Source organism: Bacillus infantis, from assembly GCF_020171945.1.
Classification (GTDB): Bacteria; Bacillota; Bacilli; order Bacillales; family Cytobacillaceae; genus Bacillus_AB; species Bacillus_AB infantis_A.
On record NZ_JAIVAP010000001.1, the window covers coordinates 468,660 to 487,219 of the forward strand.

27 protein-coding genes are annotated in these 18,560 nt (G+C 43.1%); 5 read left to right on the forward strand and 22 right to left on the reverse strand.

From position 1 onward, the window contains the following. Window positions 1–124 precede the first annotated feature (124 nt). The 10 genes from crcB (LCM00_RS02400) to LCM00_RS02445 all read right to left on the reverse strand — a co-directional run bounded on the left by crcB (LCM00_RS02400) (window position 125) and on the right by LCM00_RS02445 (window position 6,167). Window positions 125–487, reverse strand: coding sequence for a fluoride efflux transporter CrcB (gene crcB / locus LCM00_RS02400; protein WP_224897519.1), 363 nt, complete (start codon window positions 485–487; stop codon window positions 125–127). After that, window positions 484–858, reverse strand: coding sequence for a fluoride efflux transporter CrcB (crcB, locus tag LCM00_RS02405; RefSeq protein WP_224897521.1), 375 nt, complete (start codon window positions 856–858; stop codon window positions 484–486). Before crcB (LCM00_RS02405) ends, crcB (LCM00_RS02400) begins: the two co-directional genes overlap by 4 nt. Before the next feature lie 121 nt (window positions 859–979). Then, complete coding sequence (locus tag LCM00_RS02410; protein WP_224897523.1) at window positions 980–1,516, reverse strand: NADPH-dependent FMN reductase; 537 nt, start codon at window positions 1,514–1,516, stop codon at window positions 980–982. A 29-nt stretch (window positions 1,517–1,545) separates the two neighbouring features. Beyond that, window positions 1,546–1,785: a DUF1450 domain-containing protein gene (locus tag LCM00_RS02415; protein WP_224897524.1), complete on the reverse strand. Its 240-nt coding sequence runs from the start codon at window positions 1,783–1,785 to the stop codon at window positions 1,546–1,548. Window positions 1,786–1,815: 30 nt separating this feature from the next. Continuing rightward, window positions 1,816–2,754: a UDP-N-acetylmuramate dehydrogenase gene (gene murB / locus LCM00_RS02420; RefSeq protein WP_224897525.1), complete on the reverse strand. Its 939-nt coding sequence runs from the start codon at window positions 2,752–2,754 to the stop codon at window positions 1,816–1,818. A 12-nt stretch (window positions 2,755–2,766) separates the two neighbouring features. Further along, window positions 2,767–3,636 carry a pirin family protein gene (locus tag LCM00_RS02425; RefSeq protein WP_224897526.1) on the reverse strand — a complete coding sequence of 290 codons (870 nt, stop codon included), beginning with the start codon at window positions 3,634–3,636 and terminating at the stop codon, window positions 2,767–2,769. 85 nt (window positions 3,637–3,721) lie between these two features. Beyond that, a complete protein-coding gene (locus LCM00_RS02430; RefSeq protein WP_224897527.1) occupies window positions 3,722–4,066 on the reverse strand; it encodes a hypothetical protein in 345 nt (114 codons plus the stop codon). 618 nt (window positions 4,067–4,684) lie between these two features. Then, entirely contained in the window at window positions 4,685–4,882 is a 198-nt protein-coding gene (locus LCM00_RS02435) for a hypothetical protein (RefSeq protein ID WP_224897528.1), read from the reverse strand. 115 nt (window positions 4,883–4,997) lie between these two features. Further along, window positions 4,998–5,303, reverse strand: coding sequence for a hypothetical protein (locus LCM00_RS02440; protein ID WP_224897529.1), 306 nt, complete (start codon window positions 5,301–5,303; stop codon window positions 4,998–5,000). Between the two features lie 18 nt (window positions 5,304–5,321). Then, window positions 5,322–6,167, reverse strand: coding sequence for a YwqG family protein (locus LCM00_RS02445; protein WP_224897532.1), 846 nt, complete (start codon window positions 6,165–6,167; stop codon window positions 5,322–5,324). 235 nt (window positions 6,168–6,402) lie between these two features. Between LCM00_RS02445 and LCM00_RS02450 the strand changes: the two genes are divergently transcribed. Together LCM00_RS02450 and LCM00_RS02455 are read left to right on the forward strand one after the other, a co-directional pair. Continuing rightward, the gene (locus LCM00_RS02450; RefSeq protein ID WP_224897534.1) at window positions 6,403–7,866 is read left to right on the forward strand and encodes a M20 family peptidase; all 1,464 of its coding nucleotides are present in this window, start codon (window positions 6,403–6,405) and stop codon (window positions 7,864–7,866) included. Window positions 7,867–7,995: 129 nt separating this feature from the next. Continuing rightward, on the forward strand, window positions 7,996–8,592 hold the full coding sequence (locus LCM00_RS02455; protein WP_224897535.1) for a VanZ family protein: 597 nt from the start codon (window positions 7,996–7,998) through the stop codon (window positions 8,590–8,592). Window positions 8,593–8,645: 53 nt separating this feature from the next. On the opposite strand, the gene LCM00_RS02460 is transcribed toward LCM00_RS02455, so the two are convergent. Together LCM00_RS02460 and LCM00_RS24590 are read right to left on the reverse strand one after the other, a co-directional pair. Next, window positions 8,646–9,533: an SDR family oxidoreductase gene (locus LCM00_RS02460; RefSeq protein WP_224897537.1), complete on the reverse strand. Its 888-nt coding sequence runs from the start codon at window positions 9,531–9,533 to the stop codon at window positions 8,646–8,648. A 611-nt stretch (window positions 9,534–10,144) separates the two neighbouring features. Continuing rightward, window positions 10,145–10,273 carry a hypothetical protein gene (locus LCM00_RS24590; RefSeq protein WP_263623201.1) on the reverse strand — a complete coding sequence of 43 codons (129 nt, stop codon included), beginning with the start codon at window positions 10,271–10,273 and terminating at the stop codon, window positions 10,145–10,147. A gap of 142 nt (window positions 10,274–10,415) precedes the next feature. On the opposite strand from LCM00_RS24590, the gene LCM00_RS02465 reads away from it, so the two are divergent. Both LCM00_RS02465 and LCM00_RS02470 read left to right on the forward strand, forming a co-directional pair. Continuing rightward, window positions 10,416–11,015, forward strand: coding sequence for a TetR/AcrR family transcriptional regulator (locus tag LCM00_RS02465; RefSeq protein ID WP_224897539.1), 600 nt, complete (start codon window positions 10,416–10,418; stop codon window positions 11,013–11,015). A gap of 18 nt (window positions 11,016–11,033) precedes the next feature. Further along, complete coding sequence (locus LCM00_RS02470) at window positions 11,034–11,228, forward strand: anti-repressor SinI family protein (protein WP_224897541.1); 195 nt, start codon at window positions 11,034–11,036, stop codon at window positions 11,226–11,228. A gap of 222 nt (window positions 11,229–11,450) precedes the next feature. Here LCM00_RS02470 and LCM00_RS02475 read toward each other — a convergent pair whose 3' ends face one another. From LCM00_RS02475 to LCM00_RS02485, 3 genes are all read right to left on the reverse strand, one after another. After that, a complete protein-coding gene (locus LCM00_RS02475; RefSeq protein WP_224897543.1) occupies window positions 11,451–11,888 on the reverse strand; it encodes a GNAT family N-acetyltransferase in 438 nt (145 codons plus the stop codon). 190 nt (window positions 11,889–12,078) lie between these two features. Then, window positions 12,079–12,612 (reverse strand): GNAT family N-acetyltransferase, encoded by a 534-nt coding sequence (locus LCM00_RS02480; protein WP_224897546.1) that lies wholly within the window; start codon window positions 12,610–12,612, stop codon window positions 12,079–12,081. 101 nt (window positions 12,613–12,713) lie between these two features. Next, window positions 12,714–13,004 carry a DUF5316 family protein gene (locus LCM00_RS02485; RefSeq protein WP_224897547.1) on the reverse strand — a complete coding sequence of 97 codons (291 nt, stop codon included), beginning with the start codon at window positions 13,002–13,004 and terminating at the stop codon, window positions 12,714–12,716. 226 nt (window positions 13,005–13,230) lie between these two features. On the opposite strand from LCM00_RS02485, the gene LCM00_RS02490 reads away from it, so the two are divergent. Continuing rightward, on the forward strand, window positions 13,231–14,010 hold the full coding sequence (locus tag LCM00_RS02490) for a Cof-type HAD-IIB family hydrolase (RefSeq protein WP_224897550.1): 780 nt from the start codon (window positions 13,231–13,233) through the stop codon (window positions 14,008–14,010). A 141-nt stretch (window positions 14,011–14,151) separates the two neighbouring features. Here the strand turns inward: LCM00_RS02490 and LCM00_RS02495 are convergent, their stop codons facing one another. From LCM00_RS02495 to LCM00_RS02525, 7 genes are all read right to left on the reverse strand, one after another. Further along, entirely contained in the window at window positions 14,152–14,331 is a 180-nt protein-coding gene (locus LCM00_RS02495; protein WP_224897552.1) for a hypothetical protein, read from the reverse strand. Then, window positions 14,328–14,912 (reverse strand): hypothetical protein, encoded by a 585-nt coding sequence (locus LCM00_RS02500; RefSeq protein ID WP_224897554.1) that lies wholly within the window; start codon window positions 14,910–14,912, stop codon window positions 14,328–14,330. Before LCM00_RS02500 ends, LCM00_RS02495 begins: the two co-directional genes overlap by 4 nt. Window positions 14,913–14,971: 59 nt before the next feature. Beyond that, complete coding sequence (locus LCM00_RS02505) at window positions 14,972–15,208, reverse strand: hypothetical protein (protein ID WP_224897556.1); 237 nt, start codon at window positions 15,206–15,208, stop codon at window positions 14,972–14,974. Between the two features lie 288 nt (window positions 15,209–15,496). Beyond that, entirely contained in the window at window positions 15,497–17,074 is a 1,578-nt protein-coding gene (locus LCM00_RS02510; RefSeq protein WP_224897558.1) for a DUF4179 domain-containing protein, read from the reverse strand. Beyond that, window positions 17,043–17,576, reverse strand: a complete 534-nt coding sequence (locus LCM00_RS02515) for an RNA polymerase sigma factor (protein WP_224897560.1) — start codon at window positions 17,574–17,576, stop codon at window positions 17,043–17,045. Before LCM00_RS02515 ends, LCM00_RS02510 begins: the two co-directional genes overlap by 32 nt. 138 nt (window positions 17,577–17,714) lie before the next feature. Continuing rightward, window positions 17,715–17,900 carry a hypothetical protein gene (locus LCM00_RS02520; RefSeq protein WP_224897562.1) on the reverse strand — a complete coding sequence of 62 codons (186 nt, stop codon included), beginning with the start codon at window positions 17,898–17,900 and terminating at the stop codon, window positions 17,715–17,717. 18 nt (window positions 17,901–17,918) lie between these two features. Continuing rightward, a complete protein-coding gene (locus tag LCM00_RS02525) occupies window positions 17,919–18,557 on the reverse strand; it encodes a pyridoxamine 5'-phosphate oxidase family protein (RefSeq protein ID WP_224897564.1) in 639 nt (212 codons plus the stop codon). Between the last annotated feature and the right edge of the window lie 3 nt (window positions 18,558–18,560).

Consider the following 18,560-nt stretch of genomic DNA (forward strand, 5'->3'; position numbering starts at 1 on the left):
AATGACCCGCAGGTTTATTAATAAACAATTATAAATTTAGTTGATTATTATACAAACAATATATAATTTTGTTTGTAATTAGTCAATTAAAAAACGGCTATCCTTTTTGGATAGCCGAAGATCATTAAATATTATTCCCTGTCAGATAGCCTAGAAAGGCGAGGGAAATTCCGAAAACATATGTAATGCCAATGTACAGGAAGAGTGCTTTTTTCTTTTGTCCGATATGCAGCTGGATGGTTTCTAGCTTAAGTGTAGAAAAGGTTGTAAAAGCACCCATAAACCCGGTGCCGGCGAATAAAAGATAACTCTGATCCAGATGAGCTCCTGTCAGCAGGCCAAGCAAGAAGGCACCAGACAGATTGACGATGATCGTTCCAATAGGAAGGGTTTTCTTTTTGCTGTTATATTTCCGGCTTATGGCAAACCGGGCAATGCTCCCGAAAAATCCGCCAATGCCTACCAGTGCAAAGTGGAAAATACTCATATGGCTCCCTCCTCCTTAGCTATCCTGAATCCAAGCCGGCTGAAAAAAAGTCCGCCGATCATGCTGAAGATGATATAAAGGATTCCGAGGTATGCATGTCCCTTGTTAAATAAATCGACAGTTTCCACACTTAAAGTTGAGAAAGTCGTGAATGCTCCGACAAAACCCGTGCCAATAGCGGCCATAAGCTCAGGAGTGACTTTCATTTTTTTAAATACACTGGTTGTCAGCCAGGCAAGCAAAAAGCTGCCGGCCAGATTGCAGGCCAATGTGCCGTACGGAAAAACATTCTCCACGAACAGGCTGATCCCTATCCAGTATCTCAGCATGCTGCCTAACATTCCGGCCAGTCCGACATACATATAAATCATGATGATTGCTCCTTTATTACTAATAATCTTTAATCGCACCTTTTAGTATAGCACCTTTCTTGATGCCCTTTAAAATCAAGAAAAAACTCCTGCCATTTATGGGAGGAGTTCTTCTGAGTTCTTATTTGTCCAAGGATTCCTGGAGAGTGATCAGTTCCCTTGCCAGCTTTTCAATTCTCTCAAGGACAATGGGTGCTGCAATTTCATTGTCCTCATTAAAATCATTGCTGTGAACAAAAACTGAGCTGGCTGGGATAGTTCCCTTTAAGTAGGAAATGATCGGCTTAAGCTGATATTCCGCAACAAGAAAATGCTTGTCGGATCCCCCTGTTGTTAAAACACCGACTGCTTTTGATTTAAAAACATCTACAGCAAGATGATCAAATAGATTTTTCAGCGCTCCTGTAATGGAGGCCTGATATATCGGCGTGCCTATAACGAGGAAGTCGGCTTCAGTTATAGTCTGCACAACCTTCCATGTGTCGCTGTTATAATAAGTCAGCGGCTTGCCTGTAACAAACTCAACGTCATAGTCCTTTAAGTCAAGCAGCTCTGTCTGGATAGATGGAGACAAGCGCTTTGCCGCAGCGAGTACTTCATGTACAGCCTTTGATGTTTTCGATCCGGTCAGGGATCCTGAAATGCCGACAAGTTTCACAACCGATTCCTCCCAATGTCAGTTCTTTTTTAAACAGCAAATTCCTTCAATTCATTATCAATATGCTCTTTTATCAATTGAAGACACTCTTCTGCCGTCCTTGCAAATATGCGCTTCCCATTCACTATAGCATAAGGCCGCCTGGCGCACATGCCGCAAAAGGATAGGCAGCTGCTCTCAATAACGGCTACTTCACGATATTGCGCTTCAAGGAGTCCTTCAAGGTCCAGTTCTGCAATCAGGCTGCCGTCGCAAATCTCCACTACCACTATCCCAAAAGCGGCTCACCTCCCTGCTTTTTAAGCATGACGCCCTTTGTAAAATTCCTCACCAAGGGTAATAACTTCGGTTTCAAGCTCGACGCCTTGCCTTTCCTTCACAATTTTCCTGACATATTCTATAAGTGCCAGATAATCCTTTGCCGTACAATTATCTTTATTAATGATGAAGCCGGCATGCTTGCGGGAGACTTCTGCCCCGCCGATATTTTTTCCTTGAAGGCCGCTGTCCTGGATCAGCTTTCCTGCATAATGGCCTGGCGGACGCTTGAACACACTCCCGCAGGACGGGAATTCAAGCGGCTGCTTGCTTTCCCTCGCTACCGTGTTTTCTTTCATCCTGGCTGAAATATCCTCTTGGCGATCAATGGACAGATTAAATTCTGCCTTCAGGACAATGAATTTTTTTTCAGCAATGATGCTTTTCCGATAGCTCAGCAGAAGCTCCTCTTGCTCCAGTTCCAGGAGGCTTCCTTCCTCTGTGAGAACTACTGTTTTTTGAAGGACATCAGAGATTTGTCCGCCGTAGGCACCTGCATTCATGTAAAGTGCCCCTCCAGTCGTCCCTGGGATCCCGCACGCAAATTCCAGCCCTGAAAGGCTGTGCTCCAATGCTTTGCGGGAAACATCGATGATCCGGCTGCCAGCCTCGGCAATGACTGTATCTCCAGTGACCGAAATCTTATTCATTTTTGACAATGAGAGAACGAGCCCCCTGATTCCTCCATCCCTGATGATAATATTGGAACCATTGCCTATCAGAGTCACAGGCACCCCATGCCGCTTTGCCTGCTTTAGGATATATGCTGCATCCTCCGGGCATACCGATTCAGCGTAAATATCTGCCGGTCCGCCAAGCTTTGTATAAGCATGCTCCTTTAAGGGTTCATTAAGTCTGAAAGAAGAGTCCGGCAATTTTGAAGAAAGCAATTCATACAGATTTTTTAGCATATGATTCATGAAACCAGCTCCTTAAACAGCAGGCGGGCCAAATTTGCCATTATGGAAATCCCTGTATGCCTCCCTGATTTCTTCCATTGTGTTCATCACGAATGGACCATAGGTAACAATTTCTTCCTTAATCGGTGCACCGGAGTATACAAGCACCTTCGATTTTCTGCTCTTCGCCTTTATGGCAAGTTCGCTGCCTTTATTGATATCTCCCCCGTCCTTGTATGAAAGGGTCGCGACTCCATGCTTTTTGAGATTCACTTCATTTTCTCCAAAATCCATATCCCCTGAGAGGACATACAAAAATGCATTATGATTCTCAGGTATGGTCAGTGTATATTCTGATCCCTTAGTTAAGCTGATCTCAGAAAGAGTAATTGGGACAGCAGAACTGAGCGGCCCCTTGACACCTGCTATCTCTCCGGAAAATACTTTGATTGATCCTCCTTGAAAATCGACGGACGGTGCATCCTCACCGTAAACATTCTGATAGCTTGTTTCAGACTTTTTCAATTCCTTCGGCAGGTTCAGCCAAAGCTGCAGCGTGTGGGCAATGTCATTTTCCACGCCCTCCTCTGCATGGCGCGCTGCCCAGCCGGCATTCATATACTGCACGTCGCCAGGCTCAAGAATGTCCCGGCCGCCTGCATTGTCGATATGCTCCAGCCTGCCATCCACAACATATGTGACTGTCTGGAACCCCCTGTGCGGATGGTCTGAGAAAGCGCCCCTCTTAAACCAGTCCTCCGCCATCAGGATGAATGGATCAAAATCCATGAACCGGTCAGCCGGCAGTACCCAGCCCTTCTGGATGAACGGGAAGCCCGCTTCTTCATACTCTACATACCAATGGTCTTTGACACTTCTTTTAAAAAGGCTCTTTTCTTCCATTCTATCCATCTCCTTCTTCGTTCAAATCGTTGTCATTATCCCTATTTGCCTTCATTAGAACACATATTAGTTGTTGCATCAACTATTAAGGCTTTCTTCGTGAGCACGCTTTTTTTATCAGATGAAGCACACAGTCAGGAGGTGTATATACATTAAAAAAATCTGCATTATATATATGCAGCCAATCCACCAGCTCGGAAAACTCCTTGGAGCGGCTGTAAAAAATGAGAGAATGACTGCCTATAAAATAGGTAAGCTGCTGAATGTCCAGCAATGAATCTATATCCATGATCACAACATCTGTATCATCTGGTATGCTGAAGGGCTCATTATCATCCAGAAAGAAAACCTCCAGTTCTGGATATGCCTGAAGCAGCATCATTAAGCTCTTCCTGACAGGTTTATTCCCCGTAACGATTACTGCCTTCATTACCTCAGCCCCCTCTTTGCTCTTCTTTTATAATATAGCGGAAGACAGAAGACTTTCCTTCCGTCATACTGGTGAAAAGACTATGCTGCTTTTGGCTGAGTGGACTAAGACTAAAGTTTCATGGAGGTCTCCTGCGGGTGGAGCTAACTTGCTATGCAGGAGGATCCCTTTTAAAGTGAGGGGCATGTATTGATTAGATTGTTTTCTATGCATGAGTTTCCTTTTCAAGTGTGGGGCATGCATTGATTAGACTGTTTTCTATGCATGAGTTTCCTTTTCAAGTGTGGGGCATGCATTGATTAGACTGTTTTCTATGCATGAGTTTCCTTTTCAAGTGAGGGTCTTGCATTGATTAGACTGTTTCCTATGCATGAAGCACCTTTTCAAGTGAGAGTCTTGCATTGATTAGACTGTTTTCTATGCATGAGTTTCCTTTTTAAATGAAGGTCATGTATCGATTAGACTGTTTTCTATGCATGAAGCACCTTTTCAAGTGTGGGTCATGTACTGTTTTGACTGTTCCTATGCATGCGCTCTCTTTTTCTGCACGTTCCAAGCATTCATCAGATTCTTTTTTAAACATAAAAAAACCCTTCCTTGAAAGAAGGGTTCCTCTGGTCATACGCCCATTTTCCTGCGGGTATTGCTCGCCTTTTTAGTCATCTGGCTTTTCATCACCTGATTTTTAGCCGCTGACTTGGCGCCTTGTTTTCCATTTCCCTGCGCCTGTTTCTTTTTCTCGAGCTGCTGCTTCATCAATTCCTGAAGACTTACTTTTTTCTTTTCGCCGTTTTGAGTATTTTCCTGATTGGACATATTGTTTCTCCTTCAGATCGTATTTCTTTTATTATAATACAAGCGGAAGATAATTTCTTTCATTTATTAAAAGATCATAACCAAGCTGCCTTCTTTGTATGATAGCAGCTCTCCCTCACTCAGGCATTTTCAGTCTTGGAAAACAAAGATAGAGCATCAATCCCCCAGTCCCGGTCATGAAAAGGAATCCCAGTATGCTGCCTTCCGCTATGGCAAAAAAACCAAACACCAGAAAAATGATCGACAGCCATGTAAGAAAGGAATTAATCGTATAATCATAAATTGCACTTATAAAGGTCAGGGTCTTCCCGAGGAACTGCCCTTCGTTTCCTGCCCTTTTTGCCTGAATCGCTGCAAGCACCGTACTCCAGAGGAGTAAAGCAGGCAGCCCCCATAAGAAAATCCACCCAAAAAGACTCATATAATCCTCCCCGCCAGATCAGCAGCAGTCCCAGTTAAACAGCACCCGGTCAAACCGGCGTGCCTTCAGGTCGCTTTCGCTGATAAAAAAATTACAGATGCCAACATCTCCCCAAATGACCGCGTATTTTTCACTTGCCTTGTCATAATCGCTGTCCAGCTGGAACAGCAGGGTATCATATCTGCTCCCGCCCTCTCGTGGATCCATTTGTGTGAAATAAGGATAGCCGCCCATCTGATGGTGTACTGCTCCTTCAGGATTGCTGTAGTCATTGTAAAGGTCGTCAACCTCTTCATATCCTTCAGGCATTTCTTCCTCTGCCAGCCTTTCGAAATAATCAAGGCTTGATTCCCCGATCACTTCATCAAACCGGTAATCACCTGCCGCTATATACATACTTGAAGCTTTTCCTTTAATCAAATACTCCCCGCCCTCGAGGACATCATATTCACAATTGGAACGGTGTTCATCTATAGCGGAAAAATCTGTCACCAGATATTCTTCATTTTCCTCCACATCCTCAAAAAATAGGACCCGGAATCCTGACTGGTCATCCTGCTGATCAAAATTCATCCCAAAAACATCGTCATTTAAATCGATGTAAAAAGATAGAATGCCTTTATCCGGAAAATCCGGCAGTTTAGGGAGTTTATCCAAATTAAGCTGCGCAAGCAAATGAAGGGGCTGCCCTGCTTGATTAAGCGGATAATCGATGCCTTTTGGCAGGTAGGGGTGTCCCCCAGCCTTGCTGTCCCAAAGCCGAAGCTCAGCGTCAGGTTTCACAAGTTCAAGATGCACAAACTCTTTCCTCGTTTTTTCAAATGCTTCCCGGTCATTCCGGCGTATTAATTTTTCCTGCTTCATCAAGCATTCCTCCTGATTTTCAAAAACATAGTCTCATATATTTCCCGGCGACGTATAATACGATGCTGTATGCATATAGTTCCTAGTGCTTTTTTCCTTTTTTCATAGAAAGTAAACAGCTCACCCCCTCCCGTAAATAGAATACTGTTCCTAAATGTATTTGCAAAATATTATTCCGAAAATTCAACTAACTATTTTATAATATAAGCAGATGAAAAATTAAGGGGGAAATATATTGCGTAAATGGAGAATCATTCTTTTGATCTTCGGAGGTTTGCTTCTGCTGTTTTTGGCAGTGACCGGTTTCAATACACTGATGATCCAATCCCGGCAGCCCGAACCTAAGGAAGCATCCCTGGAAATCAATGAGGATCAGGCTGTCGGGCATTTATCAGAAGCAGTTACATACAAAACGGTTTCTTACCAGGACAGAAGCAAATTTGACTGGAAGGAGTTTGACAGATTCATTTCTTTTCTGGAACAAAGCTATCCGCTCGTCCATGAGAATCTGGAGCTTGAAAAAATAAATTCTTATGCGCTCGTTTACAGATGGAAAGGAAATACCGGGAAAAATCCAATTGGCCTGACTAGCCATTATGATGTGGTTCCAGTCCTTTCAGGAACGGAAAATAATTGGGAACAAGGCCCTTTCAGCGGGAAGGTGGAAGGAAAGAAAATATGGGGGCGCGGAACCCTGGATGATAAGATCGGGGTCATCAGCATTCTTGAAGCGGTCGAGCACCTCCTATCTGAAGACTATCAGCCTGAAAGGGATATCTATTTAATGTTCGGATTCGATGAAGAAATCGGCGGAGACGAAGGGGCCTTAGCCATTGCTGAAACCATTAAAGACCGGGGTATTGAGTTTGAATTCGTCCTTGACGAAGGCGGTGCCATCGTGGATGGGATGGTACCGGGCATCAGCCAGCCTGTCGGAGTCGTAGGGATTTCTGAGAAAGGCTCGGCCACAGCCGTCCTGTCGATTGAAGGCAGCGGAGGACATTCTTCCCAGCCGAAGGACCATACTAATATCGGCCGCATATCGAGCGCGATAGCAAAGCTTGAGGATAAACAGTTCAAGGGCGATCTGAGAGGCCCTGGAGAGGATCTATTCGATTTCACCGCACCGGAAATGAGTTTTCCGATGAAATACGTTTTTGCCAACAAAATGATCTTTGAGCCTGTCATTGAGAGGATTCTACTGCAGCAGCCTGCATCAGCCGCCCTAATCCGCACCACGATCGCGCCGACCATCTTTCAGGCCGGGGAACAATATAATGCCCTGCCGGAAAAAGCAGAAGCAATCATCAACCTGAGAGTCATGCCGGGAGACACACTTGATTCCATCCAAACCTTCATAGAAGATACAGTCGGAGATGATGAGATTAAGGTCACCGTCACTGGCAGCGAAGCTTCCAAGGTTTCCAGCATTGACAGCTGGCAGTTCAGGACAGTGCAGCAGGCGGCAAGGAATGTCTACAAAGATGCCATTATTGCTCCATATCTGATGTTCGCCGGCTCTGACGCCAAGCATTATGACTCTGTCTCCAAAAACACATACCGGTTCCTGCCTGTCCACATCACCTCAGAAGACCTGAACCGGATGCACGGAACAGATGAGCATATTTCAATTGAAAATTATCTGAATGCGATCGCCTTTTATGCAGAAATCATGAAAGAGGCGGATGCAGCAGAATAGTTGTATATATCCCTTGATGCCCATTCGCTGTGCCTGGCACAGTTCATGGGCATTTTTCATTTGTTCTGTTCATTTTAAGAGTGTATGATTCTCTTATCTGAAAAAATATTAAAAAAGGTGAATCTGTTTATGTTCTGTACAATTGTCCGCAGTGCCGCCGCTGCACAGCTTTTCTTTCTCCTGTCTCTGCCCTTTATAAGCAATCTTATCAAATATCTGCATCCGCTCGCTTTAATTGTCGTATGGGCCTGTATTACCAGCTTCACGATTACAGCAGGTCTGCTTTTCCGCGGTGAAAAGCTGCCATTGAAAAAATATCTTGTCCAGCTCGGTTTTGCACTATATAGCGCTTCCCTCCTCGTCCTGCTTTTTTTCAGGCCTGGCGATAATGCTTATGCAAACTATAACTTAATCCCCTTCAGAACGATTGAATTTTATTTAGCCGGACGGGTGGACTTTCTGGTTGCATTTTATAATTTAGCTGCGAATATTATATTGTTCATTCCATATGGGCTATTCTTGATTCTCCTTATGAAAAAGAAGTCTATTTTTACTCTATTGGTTATTCCGATTGTGTCTATATCAGCAATTGAAATAACCCAATTCCTGAGCAGGCGCGGCAGTCTTGATATTGATGATCTAATCCTTAACCTGCTAGGCGTATTTTTAGGATACGCATTCTCGCCTCTGTTGCAGAGAGTTTATGTCATTAAGGAGTCTCTTTGAAAATTTTGCAATCAAAAACCCAACCAGACTGAGTGGCTGGTTGGGTTTTTAAATTAAGCTAGCTCAATGCCTCCAGTGACACCATATACCTGTGCGGTCACATAGCTAGATTCTTCAGAAGCAAGGAATACGTATACGCTTGATAGTTCGACCGGCTGTCCAGCACGCTTAAGCGGTGTGTCCTGGCCAAAAGTCGGGATGACTTCTTGTGGCTGTCCTCCGGAAATCTGCAGCGGCGTCCAGATTGGCCCTGGTGCTACAGAATTAACACGGATTCCTTTTGAAGCTACCTGTTTAGCCAGTCCGCGCGTAAAACCGTTAATGGCAAACTTTGTTGCGGCATAATCCAGCAGGTTCGGACTCGGATTATATCCCTGCACAGAAGAAGTTGTAATGATAGAAGCTCCTTCAGGCAGATGCGGAAGTGCCGCTTGAACGGTCCAGTAAAGGGAGAAAACATTGATCTCAAACGTTTTGCGGAGCTGTTCGCTCGAAAGGTCTTCAATATTTTCTACTGCCTGCTGCTTGCCGGCAACAAGGGCAAGAACATCAAGGCCTCCCAATTCTGATTGGGCCTGCCCGACCATGTCCCTGCAAAATGACTCATCGCTCAAATCACCAGGAATAAGAACAGCTTTGCGGCCTTCTGCTTCAATCAGCTCTTTTACCTCTTCAGCATCTTTCTGCTCCTCTGGCAGATAATTGATTGCCACATCGGCACCTTCGCGGGCATATGCAATGGCTGCAGCACGGCCAATCCCGGAATCACCGCCGGTCACCAGCGCTTTCCTTCCTTTCAGGCGCCCAGTTCCTTTATAGCTCTTCTCACCGCAGTCAGGCTGAGGATCCTTCATCTCGTTCTGGACTCCAGGCGGCTCCTGATACTGCTTCGGGAAGTCTCCATTAAAGAATTGTTTGAGCGGATTTTCAGGGTTTGACATTGTTCAGCACTCCTTTTTGAAAAAAATAGTCTCAATACATATAAAGCCTGCCGCTTAGATTGTGCAGCTCTTCACTATGTATCCGTACTAATACATTCCCTTTTCTGGTAGCGATAAACTAGCAGCGGGAACTTTGAATGAGAGTGATTTTTGTAAATATATGTAATTTATGTAGAATTATTCGTTTTTTATGTAGAATCCTAGTATTTTTAAGTAGAATACATAAATTTTTAGGTGAAATTTTGCTGATTTTATGTAGAATTATTAATCTTTACGCAAAAATCCCGACTTTATGATGGCGGGAAACAAAAGATTTAGGCTGAAAGCTGCCAATCTACTATATAAGGTTTGCTACACTTCTTTATATCGAGCAGATTACTGAAAAACAGTCTAAAATCATTTATTTAAAAGGCTTTTCAAGAAGGTTTGCCTTGTTTAGGCATCAGCAGGCATCTCCTTAAAAATTGTTATACACCAGCCTGTGTGAAATCTATGCACGCGCTCCCGCTTAATCACAATAGTAATATTTACTGCAGCGGCGATCTCATTGTTGGGTAAAGGCTTCAATAGCTTGTAAAATAAGCCGGGATTCCTGTTCCCGGCTTTTCTGTTTACTTTTTCTTTACATTGTCATTCGGTGAATCTCCTGTTGCATGAATGCCTTTATTATTTTTTGAACCAAATGTCTGGCCGTCATTTGTGACTTTGGCTCCTTCAAGAAAATTGTCCTTTGTTTTCATATTCGTCACCCCTTTTGCTTATTGTTTCACTGCAAAGTTATATTATTCTTTAACAAATGGTTAAATTTTCATAAAACATTGACTATTTATGGTATATTATAGATAATACTTAGAAGTAATATAATCTGCAGGAGACAAAACTATGCCAAATCGAGGACGCAAGAAAGGTTCCATCGGAGAAAACAGCAGGAATCTGCTTTTGAATATTGCAGCTGAGGAGTTTGCTGAGAAGGGATTTCACGATGCCAAGATCAGCAGCATTGTTAAAAAGGCAGGATTGACCCAGCCTTCATTTTATCTGTATTTTCCAAGCAAAGAAGCGATCTTTCATGAGTTGATCATGGCATTTCAGCACAGGCTCTCTCATTTAACAGATGCGAGCCGAATAGAGCCAGGTGTAGAATTGCCACAGCTTCCAATAAGGATTAAATCAGGACTATATGCCATTTTTAGTTTTTTCCATGAAAATCAAATGCTTGCCAAGATCGGTTTTTATATTAATCCAGATGCTGAAACCATAAAATCACAAATGGCCGCCCAAATCCACCATAACCTTCTTTCCGAACAAAGAGCAGGCTACTTCCGGGAAGAGGCAAACATGGAACTGGCAGCGGCAAGCCTTGTGGGTGCCATTGAAAGGCTGTCAGTCACGCAGATATTTACGGGTAAGAAAACACCCGATATACTGGCAGAGGAAATTGTGGATATCTTCCTTTACGGACTAATCAACAATAAGAAGTAAATTATAGGGGGCTATAGAATGGAGGAAAAAGTAAAAATTGATCCTGAATGGAGAATGTTGATTCTAAAAGCCAGACACTTAGGACTGTCAAAGGACGATGTGCGCCGCTTTATTAACGGTGCGTACACTAGTCAAGATTCTTATAAAAAACAGGAATCCAGAAAAGTGAAACAAGAAGGAGAAAAAATAAAAGAAAATCACCCCCAGCAGTAAAGGTAACCTTAATTATGAATTGTTTGAAAATAGGGAAAGGGCTTTAGTTCGTTGTTTCCATTTTGTCCCCAACGAAACGAAAGATTAGCTTTGAACACAATTCTGCAATTATACATAATAAAAAGTTCAATCATAAGTCGAAATGCATAAGGCATTCATGAACGTTTCACCTTCTGGAAAAAATGATTCTAAAAAAAAGGAAGCCCATTTAGGCCTCCTATCTTAAAGTTCCTTTACAACAGCCATCTCCCTGCCGAATCTATCTCCCTTATCAATAAATTCAAGGCTTGCATACAAGTTATGTGCAGCCAGATTGTCAGGATGATAGCCCACAGCTACCTTTTTGGCACCTGGCAGCTGCGCTATTTTCTCAATCATCAGGAGCGTGGCTGCTTTGCCGATTCCTTGCCCTTGCATGCTGGAATCAATCATAATCCTGTAAATCCAGAAAGATTCCAATTCTTCCGGAACAGTATTGTACATTAATAAGCCTGCCATTCTTCCATCATATAAGATGGCATATGCTCTTAAGCTCTGTTCATATTGAGACTGCAGGATCGAAATTGCATTAGGCTCCATATAAGCCTCCTGATCACTGGCTAGTTTCAGCTGGCAGCATTCATACCAATTTTTCTCATTGATTTCTTCTAATATAATCATTTATTATCCCCTTTCATCATACAGGGATATGCTGGACTATTTGTAAAGTGCCGCAATCCCCTCTGTGCTGTTATGCTGTCTTTCCTTCTTTTGCATAATGAACGCCTCCTTTAACAAAATGGTCCAAATATTTACTGGAATCCTTATAATAGCAGAATTTTCTATCATCGTATATATTTCTATAATATGATTAACGCTTTTCTTTTAAGAGAGAATAAAGATATGTATCATTTGGCTTTCCTTCCTGATACATATACCCCCTCAGCACACCTTCCTTTTCAAAGCCCAGCCTCGAAAGGAGCTTATTTGAAGCGTCGTTCTCCAGGAAAACGACCGCCCCAATCCTGTACAGATCCATTTTTTTAAACCCATAAGCAATTACCTTTTCGGCCGCCTCTGAAGCATACCCTTTCCCCCAATAGCCAGGGTGGAGCTCATAGCCTATTTCAGCTCGATGGTGCTTTGGGATCCACGCATTATATCCAATGGTGCCAATCAGCTGATTAGTTCCTTTTAATTCGATGCCCCAGCGGACTCCTCTTTTTTCGTTAAAGATCTTTTGGAAAAAACGGATCATTTCTTCCGCCTGTTCCACCCGCTGGAATGCATCCTGTCCGTAATGGCGCACAACATCACTTCTCGAAAAATTAGCAAACAGGCTTGCAGCATCCTCCGCAACAATCTTCCTGAGCGTTAACCTCTCTGTCTCGAGTTCCTTAAACATCTAATCTCCCCTTCTGAATGTCATTTACTAATAAGAGGAACATGCGTGTAATCAGAAAAGTCATCCATGAAAGATGAAAAGGACCTTCACCAAAGATCCTTTCATCTGGCCATATAAAGAAGCAGTGCTGCTGCAATATTCGGGAGTCCAATTAAAATAGAGGCAGCAGCTGTCCTTCTGCGCTTTTTTCTCTGCTCGGGCGGTTCTTCCACATGCAGATCGGCTTTCATTCGATGGGGTCCCATTATGACGCCTGAAATAAGAACGGAGGCACCCCAGAACAGCAGGCCAATGGCTCCGGTAACCAAATGTGCATATTCTAGAACCCCTGTTAATAGAGAAGCTACTATACCAAAGATGGATATTGCAAATCCTATCAGAATATATTTCAAGTAGTTTCCCACTTTCCCATATCTATTTTACGAAGCAGGTATCCATTTGGTTTCAAGACCAGAAAAAATTCTGAAAAATCAACCTTTTTTCAGATTACCTTGAGAGCAGAGTTGTTGAAGATGTTATAATATTTTATAAAAACATCTTAATAGTGATCGCGATAATATTTCGGGTCATTCCTATATAAAATTAATAAACTGAAAACAATTGTCGCCGGAGGTCCTTATGAGCTATAAAATTGTATTTTTTGATGTGGATGGGACGATCACCCATCATGAAGATGGCAGCATTTCAGATCAGACGAAGGAGATGATCATTAAGCTGAAAGAGAAAGGGATCAAGGTTGCAGCTGCCACCGGCAGGCCCTTGTCCTTGTGCAGGGAGCTTGAGGAGCTTGGCATTGATACTTTTGTGACTGCGAACGGCGGTTATGCTAAGCATCGTGATCAAGTCATCCATAAAGTCACGCTTGATCCGCAGGTTATCCGTGATGTTGCTGCTTTTTCTAAAGCTGAAAATCATGGTTTATCCTTTTTCACTGAAGAATTCAGCACTAACGGCGTTCAGAGTGAAGAAATACTGCAGATATTGAAGGAAACACTGGCCTTCACCGATTACCCGCCATTTTATGCTGATATCCATGAACATGAAGTTTTTTTGATGTGCCTGTACGCAAACGAGGAAATGATGGAAAAATATATCCATGCTTTTCCCCATCTTTCTTTTCAAAGATGGCATCCGTTTATAGCAAATGTGCTCCAAGATGAAGTATCCAAGTCTTTGGCCATTATGAAAGTGCTGGAATTCTTTGAAATTGAGCCATCAGAGATGATTGCTTTCGGGGATGGAAATAATGATATTGATATGCTTGAACTGGCCGGACTTGGGATTGCGATGGGGAATGGAACTGATGAGCTGAAAGCAATGGCCGATTTTGTCACCCGTAAATCCAGTGAGGATGGCATAGAATTTGCCTTAAAGAAATTTGGAATAATCCAAAATTAGAATGTGTTCAATTCCTAGTTGAGCAGGTACTGAAAGCTGCGCCCTTTTTTAACAGCGGCAGCGGCCTATACCATAGGATAATAGCCATTGTCCTCAATGCCGCCGCTGTCCTGTATTGCAAAGCCTTTCCAATGCAGCATATTAAGTGTTAGAGCCGCCATGATCCCTGTTATCTCCCATCATATAATTTGAATCATCGCCAGGCTTGGCATGAGGATGTGTGATATTCGGGGGATTATTATTGATCTTCTTCCTCCGCCAGTCGATCAGAAAGGCAAATCCAAGGACAAGGAAAATAAAAATAAATAGAAACCAAATCATGATTCTCCTCCTTTTCCATAGTACTCCAATGGGATCTTTAACTCGCCAATTATCAGTGTATTTCCCTCTTCCACTTCATATGACATAATTATAAATTCACTCTGGCTCTTTTCAGCGAGTATGGAGTCATCCCTGAATTCTTTTCCCTCCTGATAAACATATGGCAAGATCCTTCTATATACCTTTACGGCCACGCCATCATATTCTTTCTGTGGAATTTCATAGCTAAATCCGGTGACAGCAAAATCAGTACTCTCAATGATTGTATAATTTTCTGCCAGCATAAGCCTTGGCAGTATGGAAACAAGAATGATGAGCAGCAGGAATACCGCAGCCATCCCAGGTATGCTTTTGTTCTTAAAATATATTCCCGAAGCCAGTGTGAACACAAAGACCATCAATATGTCGGGAACCAATGCTGCCATCTGCAGATCCTGCCCTTCTGATCCGATAAGAGCGAAGCCTGCAGCCGAAATAATAATCATGGCCAGTCTAATGAGAAAATATATTCCGGTAATTCCCAATAATGTTACACAAAAAATAGAGCGGATAAAATACACAGGACGTCCTCTGGTATACATCATAAGACCTTCTTTTATCAGTTTCTCCAGGTACAAGGGCTGCAGAATGAGGTAGGCATTCAAAGCAGCGAGGCAAGCAGCAGCTCATTCTCTCTGATGAATTTCCTATGCTTTTCTGCTCCCCTCTTCTGCCCCCAGCCTGCAGAACAAAATGCAAATGCATCGAAAAACTTATAAAAAGGCAGGATGCTGTCGAGATCAATCATCGGCCTAATGGTTTCATACCCTTTTATATAAGCCTCCCTGGCACCTTCATACTGTTCCCGAACATCACGGTTTATTTTTGAAAAGTCCATTTCAGGAGATCCGGGACGGGCACTTTCAAAATCTATATTTGTCTTCTGATACTGCAGCTAATGTATAATGATCAGCAAGCGGATGAATTTTCCTGAACCGCTTTTCCATACTATTAATGGTTGTGGGGTACCCGAGCTGTTCCATTAAATCAGCAGCTCCCGAATATCTTCAAATCTTGCCTCCCTAATCTCCTTTTTTACCTCCATGTTGTTCTTCTCCTCTTTTTATCTTCGACTTGAATTAAAAATAACCTTTAAAATAGTAATAAAATGTAAAAAAAAGCAGGGTCAGTGCCCTGCTTTTCCATCCAGTTCAATCTTTATGTTTTTGCTGCTGAATGTGGTATAGCTGAATCCCTCAATCTCCAGACGCTCAGGAATCACTTCCCGGCTGCCATCCCCACTTAGATTAATAGTATGCTTTGTTGTATAAAGTCGCGGTTCGTGTAGTTCTGCTGTACGCATAAAGTATTCATCTGCCTTGTATCTTTGGCCGTTTTTGTCAATAAAATAACCGTCCGAATTGATGCCTGTTGAGGTCCTGCCTTTGGCAGCAATTGAAAATCGCAGTTTTTCATATGCACGGTTTTCCGGCAATTCCTCAGTAAAGACTACTTTAGCCGGTTTGCCGGGTTCTATGCTGTCAATTGAGAGGCTGTTTCCTTTATACTCAGCCTTAATGGGAAGATCCTTCCCCTTTAAATCAATGCTTTTTGGTTCTTCTACTGAATATTGCAAAGCACCAAGATGTATTTTAATATGCTTTGGCTTTTCCCCGTATATAGAATCGAAGGAAGATGTCACTGTATTCCACCCATTGCCTGATGAGCCGCCCCCAGGGCCGAACAGCTGGCTGCTGACAAGGCCATTCTCTGTTTCGATACTGTCGATTGCGATAAAATCAAGGTTTTTATCATTATGAGTGTTTTGATATCTGTAGGTAAGCATGGTCGCTGTCGGAGCAATGACGAGCTTCTCAAAGATGATTGGATTCCCGTCTGTCTCTGTTTCGGCAGACAAAGGATATTCTATGCTGGGGTGTTTCACCACCGGAACCTCAAATGACCATTCACCTTTCAACGTTTCATGTACCTCATCCTGTTCTGACGCTTCACTAAATTTCTCCAGCTGCAGGATCTTCAGTTCAATGTTTCCTTCTGGATGGTCCATTGGCGCCACTGACAGTTTCCCCCTGAAGGTATTTTGTTTATCGGAATAAAGGTTCATCTGGCTTCTGATGGGCGAAAATAAGGGTTCATCCTGATCGCTCCAATACTTAGCAGCATTCAAGACTTCAATTCGATCATAATCAAGCATAAATAGATCTTCACTCTTCAAATTTTCAACTTCATAATAAATCAGTGTCTGGATATCATCAGCCGCCACACTTGTTATCCTGATTTTGATCCCGCTGCTTTCTGCTTCCAGATCCAGCTTTTCGCCAAGTCCGGACTGGATGTATTGCTGCTCCTGCTCGCTTTCCCCGGTACTGAAATTCTGCCACCAATCCTTAAATGCAGTAAATCCGCCATTGGCAGCTGCGGTACCGGCAAATAAGGCAAGACAGACAGCGGCAGCCAAACCGCCGATCCTGCCGGCTTTGCCCTTCTTCTTCCTTTTCGATTCTGTCTGCCGGACCCTCTTTCCCACATTCAGCATAAAATCTTCCGGCATTTCAATTTCTTGCGATTTTACGGCCAATGCTGCCGTTATTTCCTGGAGCTGAATCATTTCATCTTCACATTTTATGCAGTTTTCCAGGTGCTCAATCAATTTTATCTCGTCTCCAGGCTGCAGTCGTCCTTCCAGACTATCCAGCATCAAGTTTTGTATTTCACTGCATGTCATGGCTGCCAGCACCTCCATATTCTTTGCGAAGAATCAGCAGTCCTCTATAAATACGGCTTTTAACAGTGCCAAGCGGAAGCCCGAGAATGCCTGCGATTTCTTCCTGAGAGAATCCTTGTATATATTTCAGCAGAATTGGCTCCCTGAATTTCTCATCAACCTGTTCCAGTGCATCCAGCACATCCAGCCTGTCAGAGGGATGCTGTCCGGCCTCATTTCCTTCTATAGCAGCTTCCTGCTGCCTGCGCTTATTCCTCCTGTAAAGGTCCCTGCACTCATTAATGAAAATAGAAGTGACCCATGTTTCAAAATAACGGTCCTGCTTCAGTTTATCAATATGGTCATGGACCTTAAGGATCGTATTATGAAATACATCCTCCACATCATGATGATTCTTTAAATAAGCCCAGCCGATTTTGTAAAACTTCGATTTTCGTGCCTCAAACCAGCTTAAGACAGCATCAATATCCTTTTCCTTGATTTTTTTCAGCATAATCGAATCCTTTATCGCTTTAATCACACTCTTCTCCCGGCCCCTTCCTGCTGTCTGTTTGTTAATTAGAGGAATGCAGGGTGCAAAAAGTTCCCATTTATTTTTTTTCAATAAAAAAAAGAGCTGCAAAGCAGCCCTCATCCAGATAGTCACCATTTCACTCGTCTAGTGAATATGATTGCTATAAGGATCAAAAACCCCTGATAATAAAAGCACACAAATACCAAGAATGATAAAGCCCCCAGCCAATAATACTGCAGCAGCCTTATTGGTTTGTTTAATAATCGAAAATCCTGTTATCAGGAGTCCAGCAGCTATGAACAGCAGTATGATGCCCGCACCTATATTCATAAGAAAATCCCCCCGAAATCAATAAAGCCGCTGCACATAGCCTTCATGGAGTTCCCGTTCAACCTGCTCAGCCGAGACATTCGGTATCTTTGTATGAGCGACGATCATTTTAGCTGCAGATGGCAGATCCTCTTTATCTGCCCATGTGTCCGGCTTCCACAGCCCTGATCTGATAAAAGCTTTGGCACAATGGGTATAGCATTCCTTCACTTGCACCCCAATGCCGAATAAAGGCAGCTTCCCGTTTACCGCACTCTCTTCCAGAAGCTCAGGATCACGCACGATAAATGCTTTTCCATTGATCCTTAATGTCTCTCCCAGTCCTGGAATGAAAAAGACCAGTCCAACGTGAGGATTTTCCAAAATATTTTGGACAGAGTCCAGCCTTTTATTGCCGGGCCTTTCCGGGATGAACAAATGTTTTTCATCCAAAACGGACACAAACCCCGGCATATCCCCCCTTGGGGAAACATCACATTCGCCGGCGCCATTCGAAGTAGCCATTGTTAAAAACGGCGCCATACGGATGAACTCCCGGCAGTGTTCGTCCAGAATGGGAATCACCTTTCTAGAGGCTCTTTCACTCGGAGATCCGACAACAGCACGGAAATTATCAAAATCTTCTTTGGTTAAGATATATTTGAATATTGCTTTCATATA

Bases quoted from the DNA above. Each gene is read 5' to 3' on its own strand.
- LCM00_RS02465 (WP_224897539.1), top strand. From the start codon at position 10,416: ATGCCAAATCGAGGACGCAAGAAAGGTTCCATCGGAGAAAACAGCAGG.
- LCM00_RS02425 (WP_224897526.1), bottom strand. From the start codon at position 3,636: ATGGAAGAAAAGAGCCTTTTTAAAAGAAGTGTCAAAGACCATTGGTAT.
- LCM00_RS02475 (WP_224897543.1), bottom strand. From the start codon at position 11,888: ATGATTATATTAGAAGAAATCAATGAGAAAAATTGGTATGAATGCTGC.
- LCM00_RS02495 (WP_224897552.1), bottom strand. From the start codon at position 14,331: ATGATTTGGTTTCTATTTATTTTTATTTTCCTTGTCCTTGGATTTGCC.
- crcB (WP_224897521.1), bottom strand. From the start codon at position 858: ATGATTTATATGTATGTCGGACTGGCCGGAATGTTAGGCAGCATGCTG.
- LCM00_RS02460 (WP_224897537.1), bottom strand. From the start codon at position 9,533: ATGTCAAACCCTGAAAATCCGCTCAAACAATTCTTTAATGGAGACTTC.
- LCM00_RS02455 (WP_224897535.1), top strand. From the start codon at position 7,996: ATGTTCTGTACAATTGTCCGCAGTGCCGCCGCTGCACAGCTTTTCTTT.
- LCM00_RS02505 (WP_224897556.1), bottom strand. From the start codon at position 15,208: ATGGACTTTTCAAAAATAAACCGTGATGTTCGGGAACAGTATGAAGGT.
- LCM00_RS02470 (WP_224897541.1), top strand. From the start codon at position 11,034: ATGGAGGAAAAAGTAAAAATTGATCCTGAATGGAGAATGTTGATTCTA.
- LCM00_RS24590 (WP_263623201.1), bottom strand. From the start codon at position 10,273: ATGAAAACAAAGGACAATTTTCTTGAAGGAGCCAAAGTCACAAATGAC.
- LCM00_RS02480 (WP_224897546.1), bottom strand. From the start codon at position 12,612: ATGTTTAAGGAACTCGAGACAGAGAGGTTAACGCTCAGGAAGATTGTT.
- LCM00_RS02440 (WP_224897529.1), bottom strand. From the start codon at position 5,303: ATGAGTCTTTTTGGGTGGATTTTCTTATGGGGGCTGCCTGCTTTACTC.
- LCM00_RS02525 (WP_224897564.1), bottom strand. From the start codon at position 18,557: ATGAAAGCAATATTCAAATATATCTTAACCAAAGAAGATTTTGATAAT.
- LCM00_RS02430 (WP_224897527.1), bottom strand. From the start codon at position 4,066: ATGAAGGCAGTAATCGTTACGGGGAATAAACCTGTCAGGAAGAGCTTA.
- LCM00_RS02500 (WP_224897554.1), bottom strand. From the start codon at position 14,912: ATGTATACCAGAGGACGTCCTGTGTATTTTATCCGCTCTATTTTTTGT.
- LCM00_RS02445 (WP_224897532.1), bottom strand. From the start codon at position 6,167: ATGAAGCAGGAAAAATTAATACGCCGGAATGACCGGGAAGCATTTGAA.
- LCM00_RS02520 (WP_224897562.1), bottom strand. From the start codon at position 17,900: ATGAATATAGGTGCGGGCATCATACTGCTGTTCATAGCTGCTGGACTC.
- crcB (WP_224897519.1), bottom strand. From the start codon at position 487: ATGAGTATTTTCCACTTTGCACTGGTAGGCATTGGCGGATTTTTCGGG.
- LCM00_RS02510 (WP_224897558.1), bottom strand. From the start codon at position 17,074: ATGGAGGTGCTGGCAGCCATGACATGCAGTGAAATACAAAACTTGATG.
- LCM00_RS02490 (WP_224897550.1), top strand. From the start codon at position 13,231: ATGAGCTATAAAATTGTATTTTTTGATGTGGATGGGACGATCACCCAT.
- murB (WP_224897525.1), bottom strand. From the start codon at position 2,754: ATGAATCATATGCTAAAAAATCTGTATGAATTGCTTTCTTCAAAATTG.
- LCM00_RS02435 (WP_224897528.1), bottom strand. From the start codon at position 4,882: ATGTCCAATCAGGAAAATACTCAAAACGGCGAAAAGAAAAAAGTAAGT.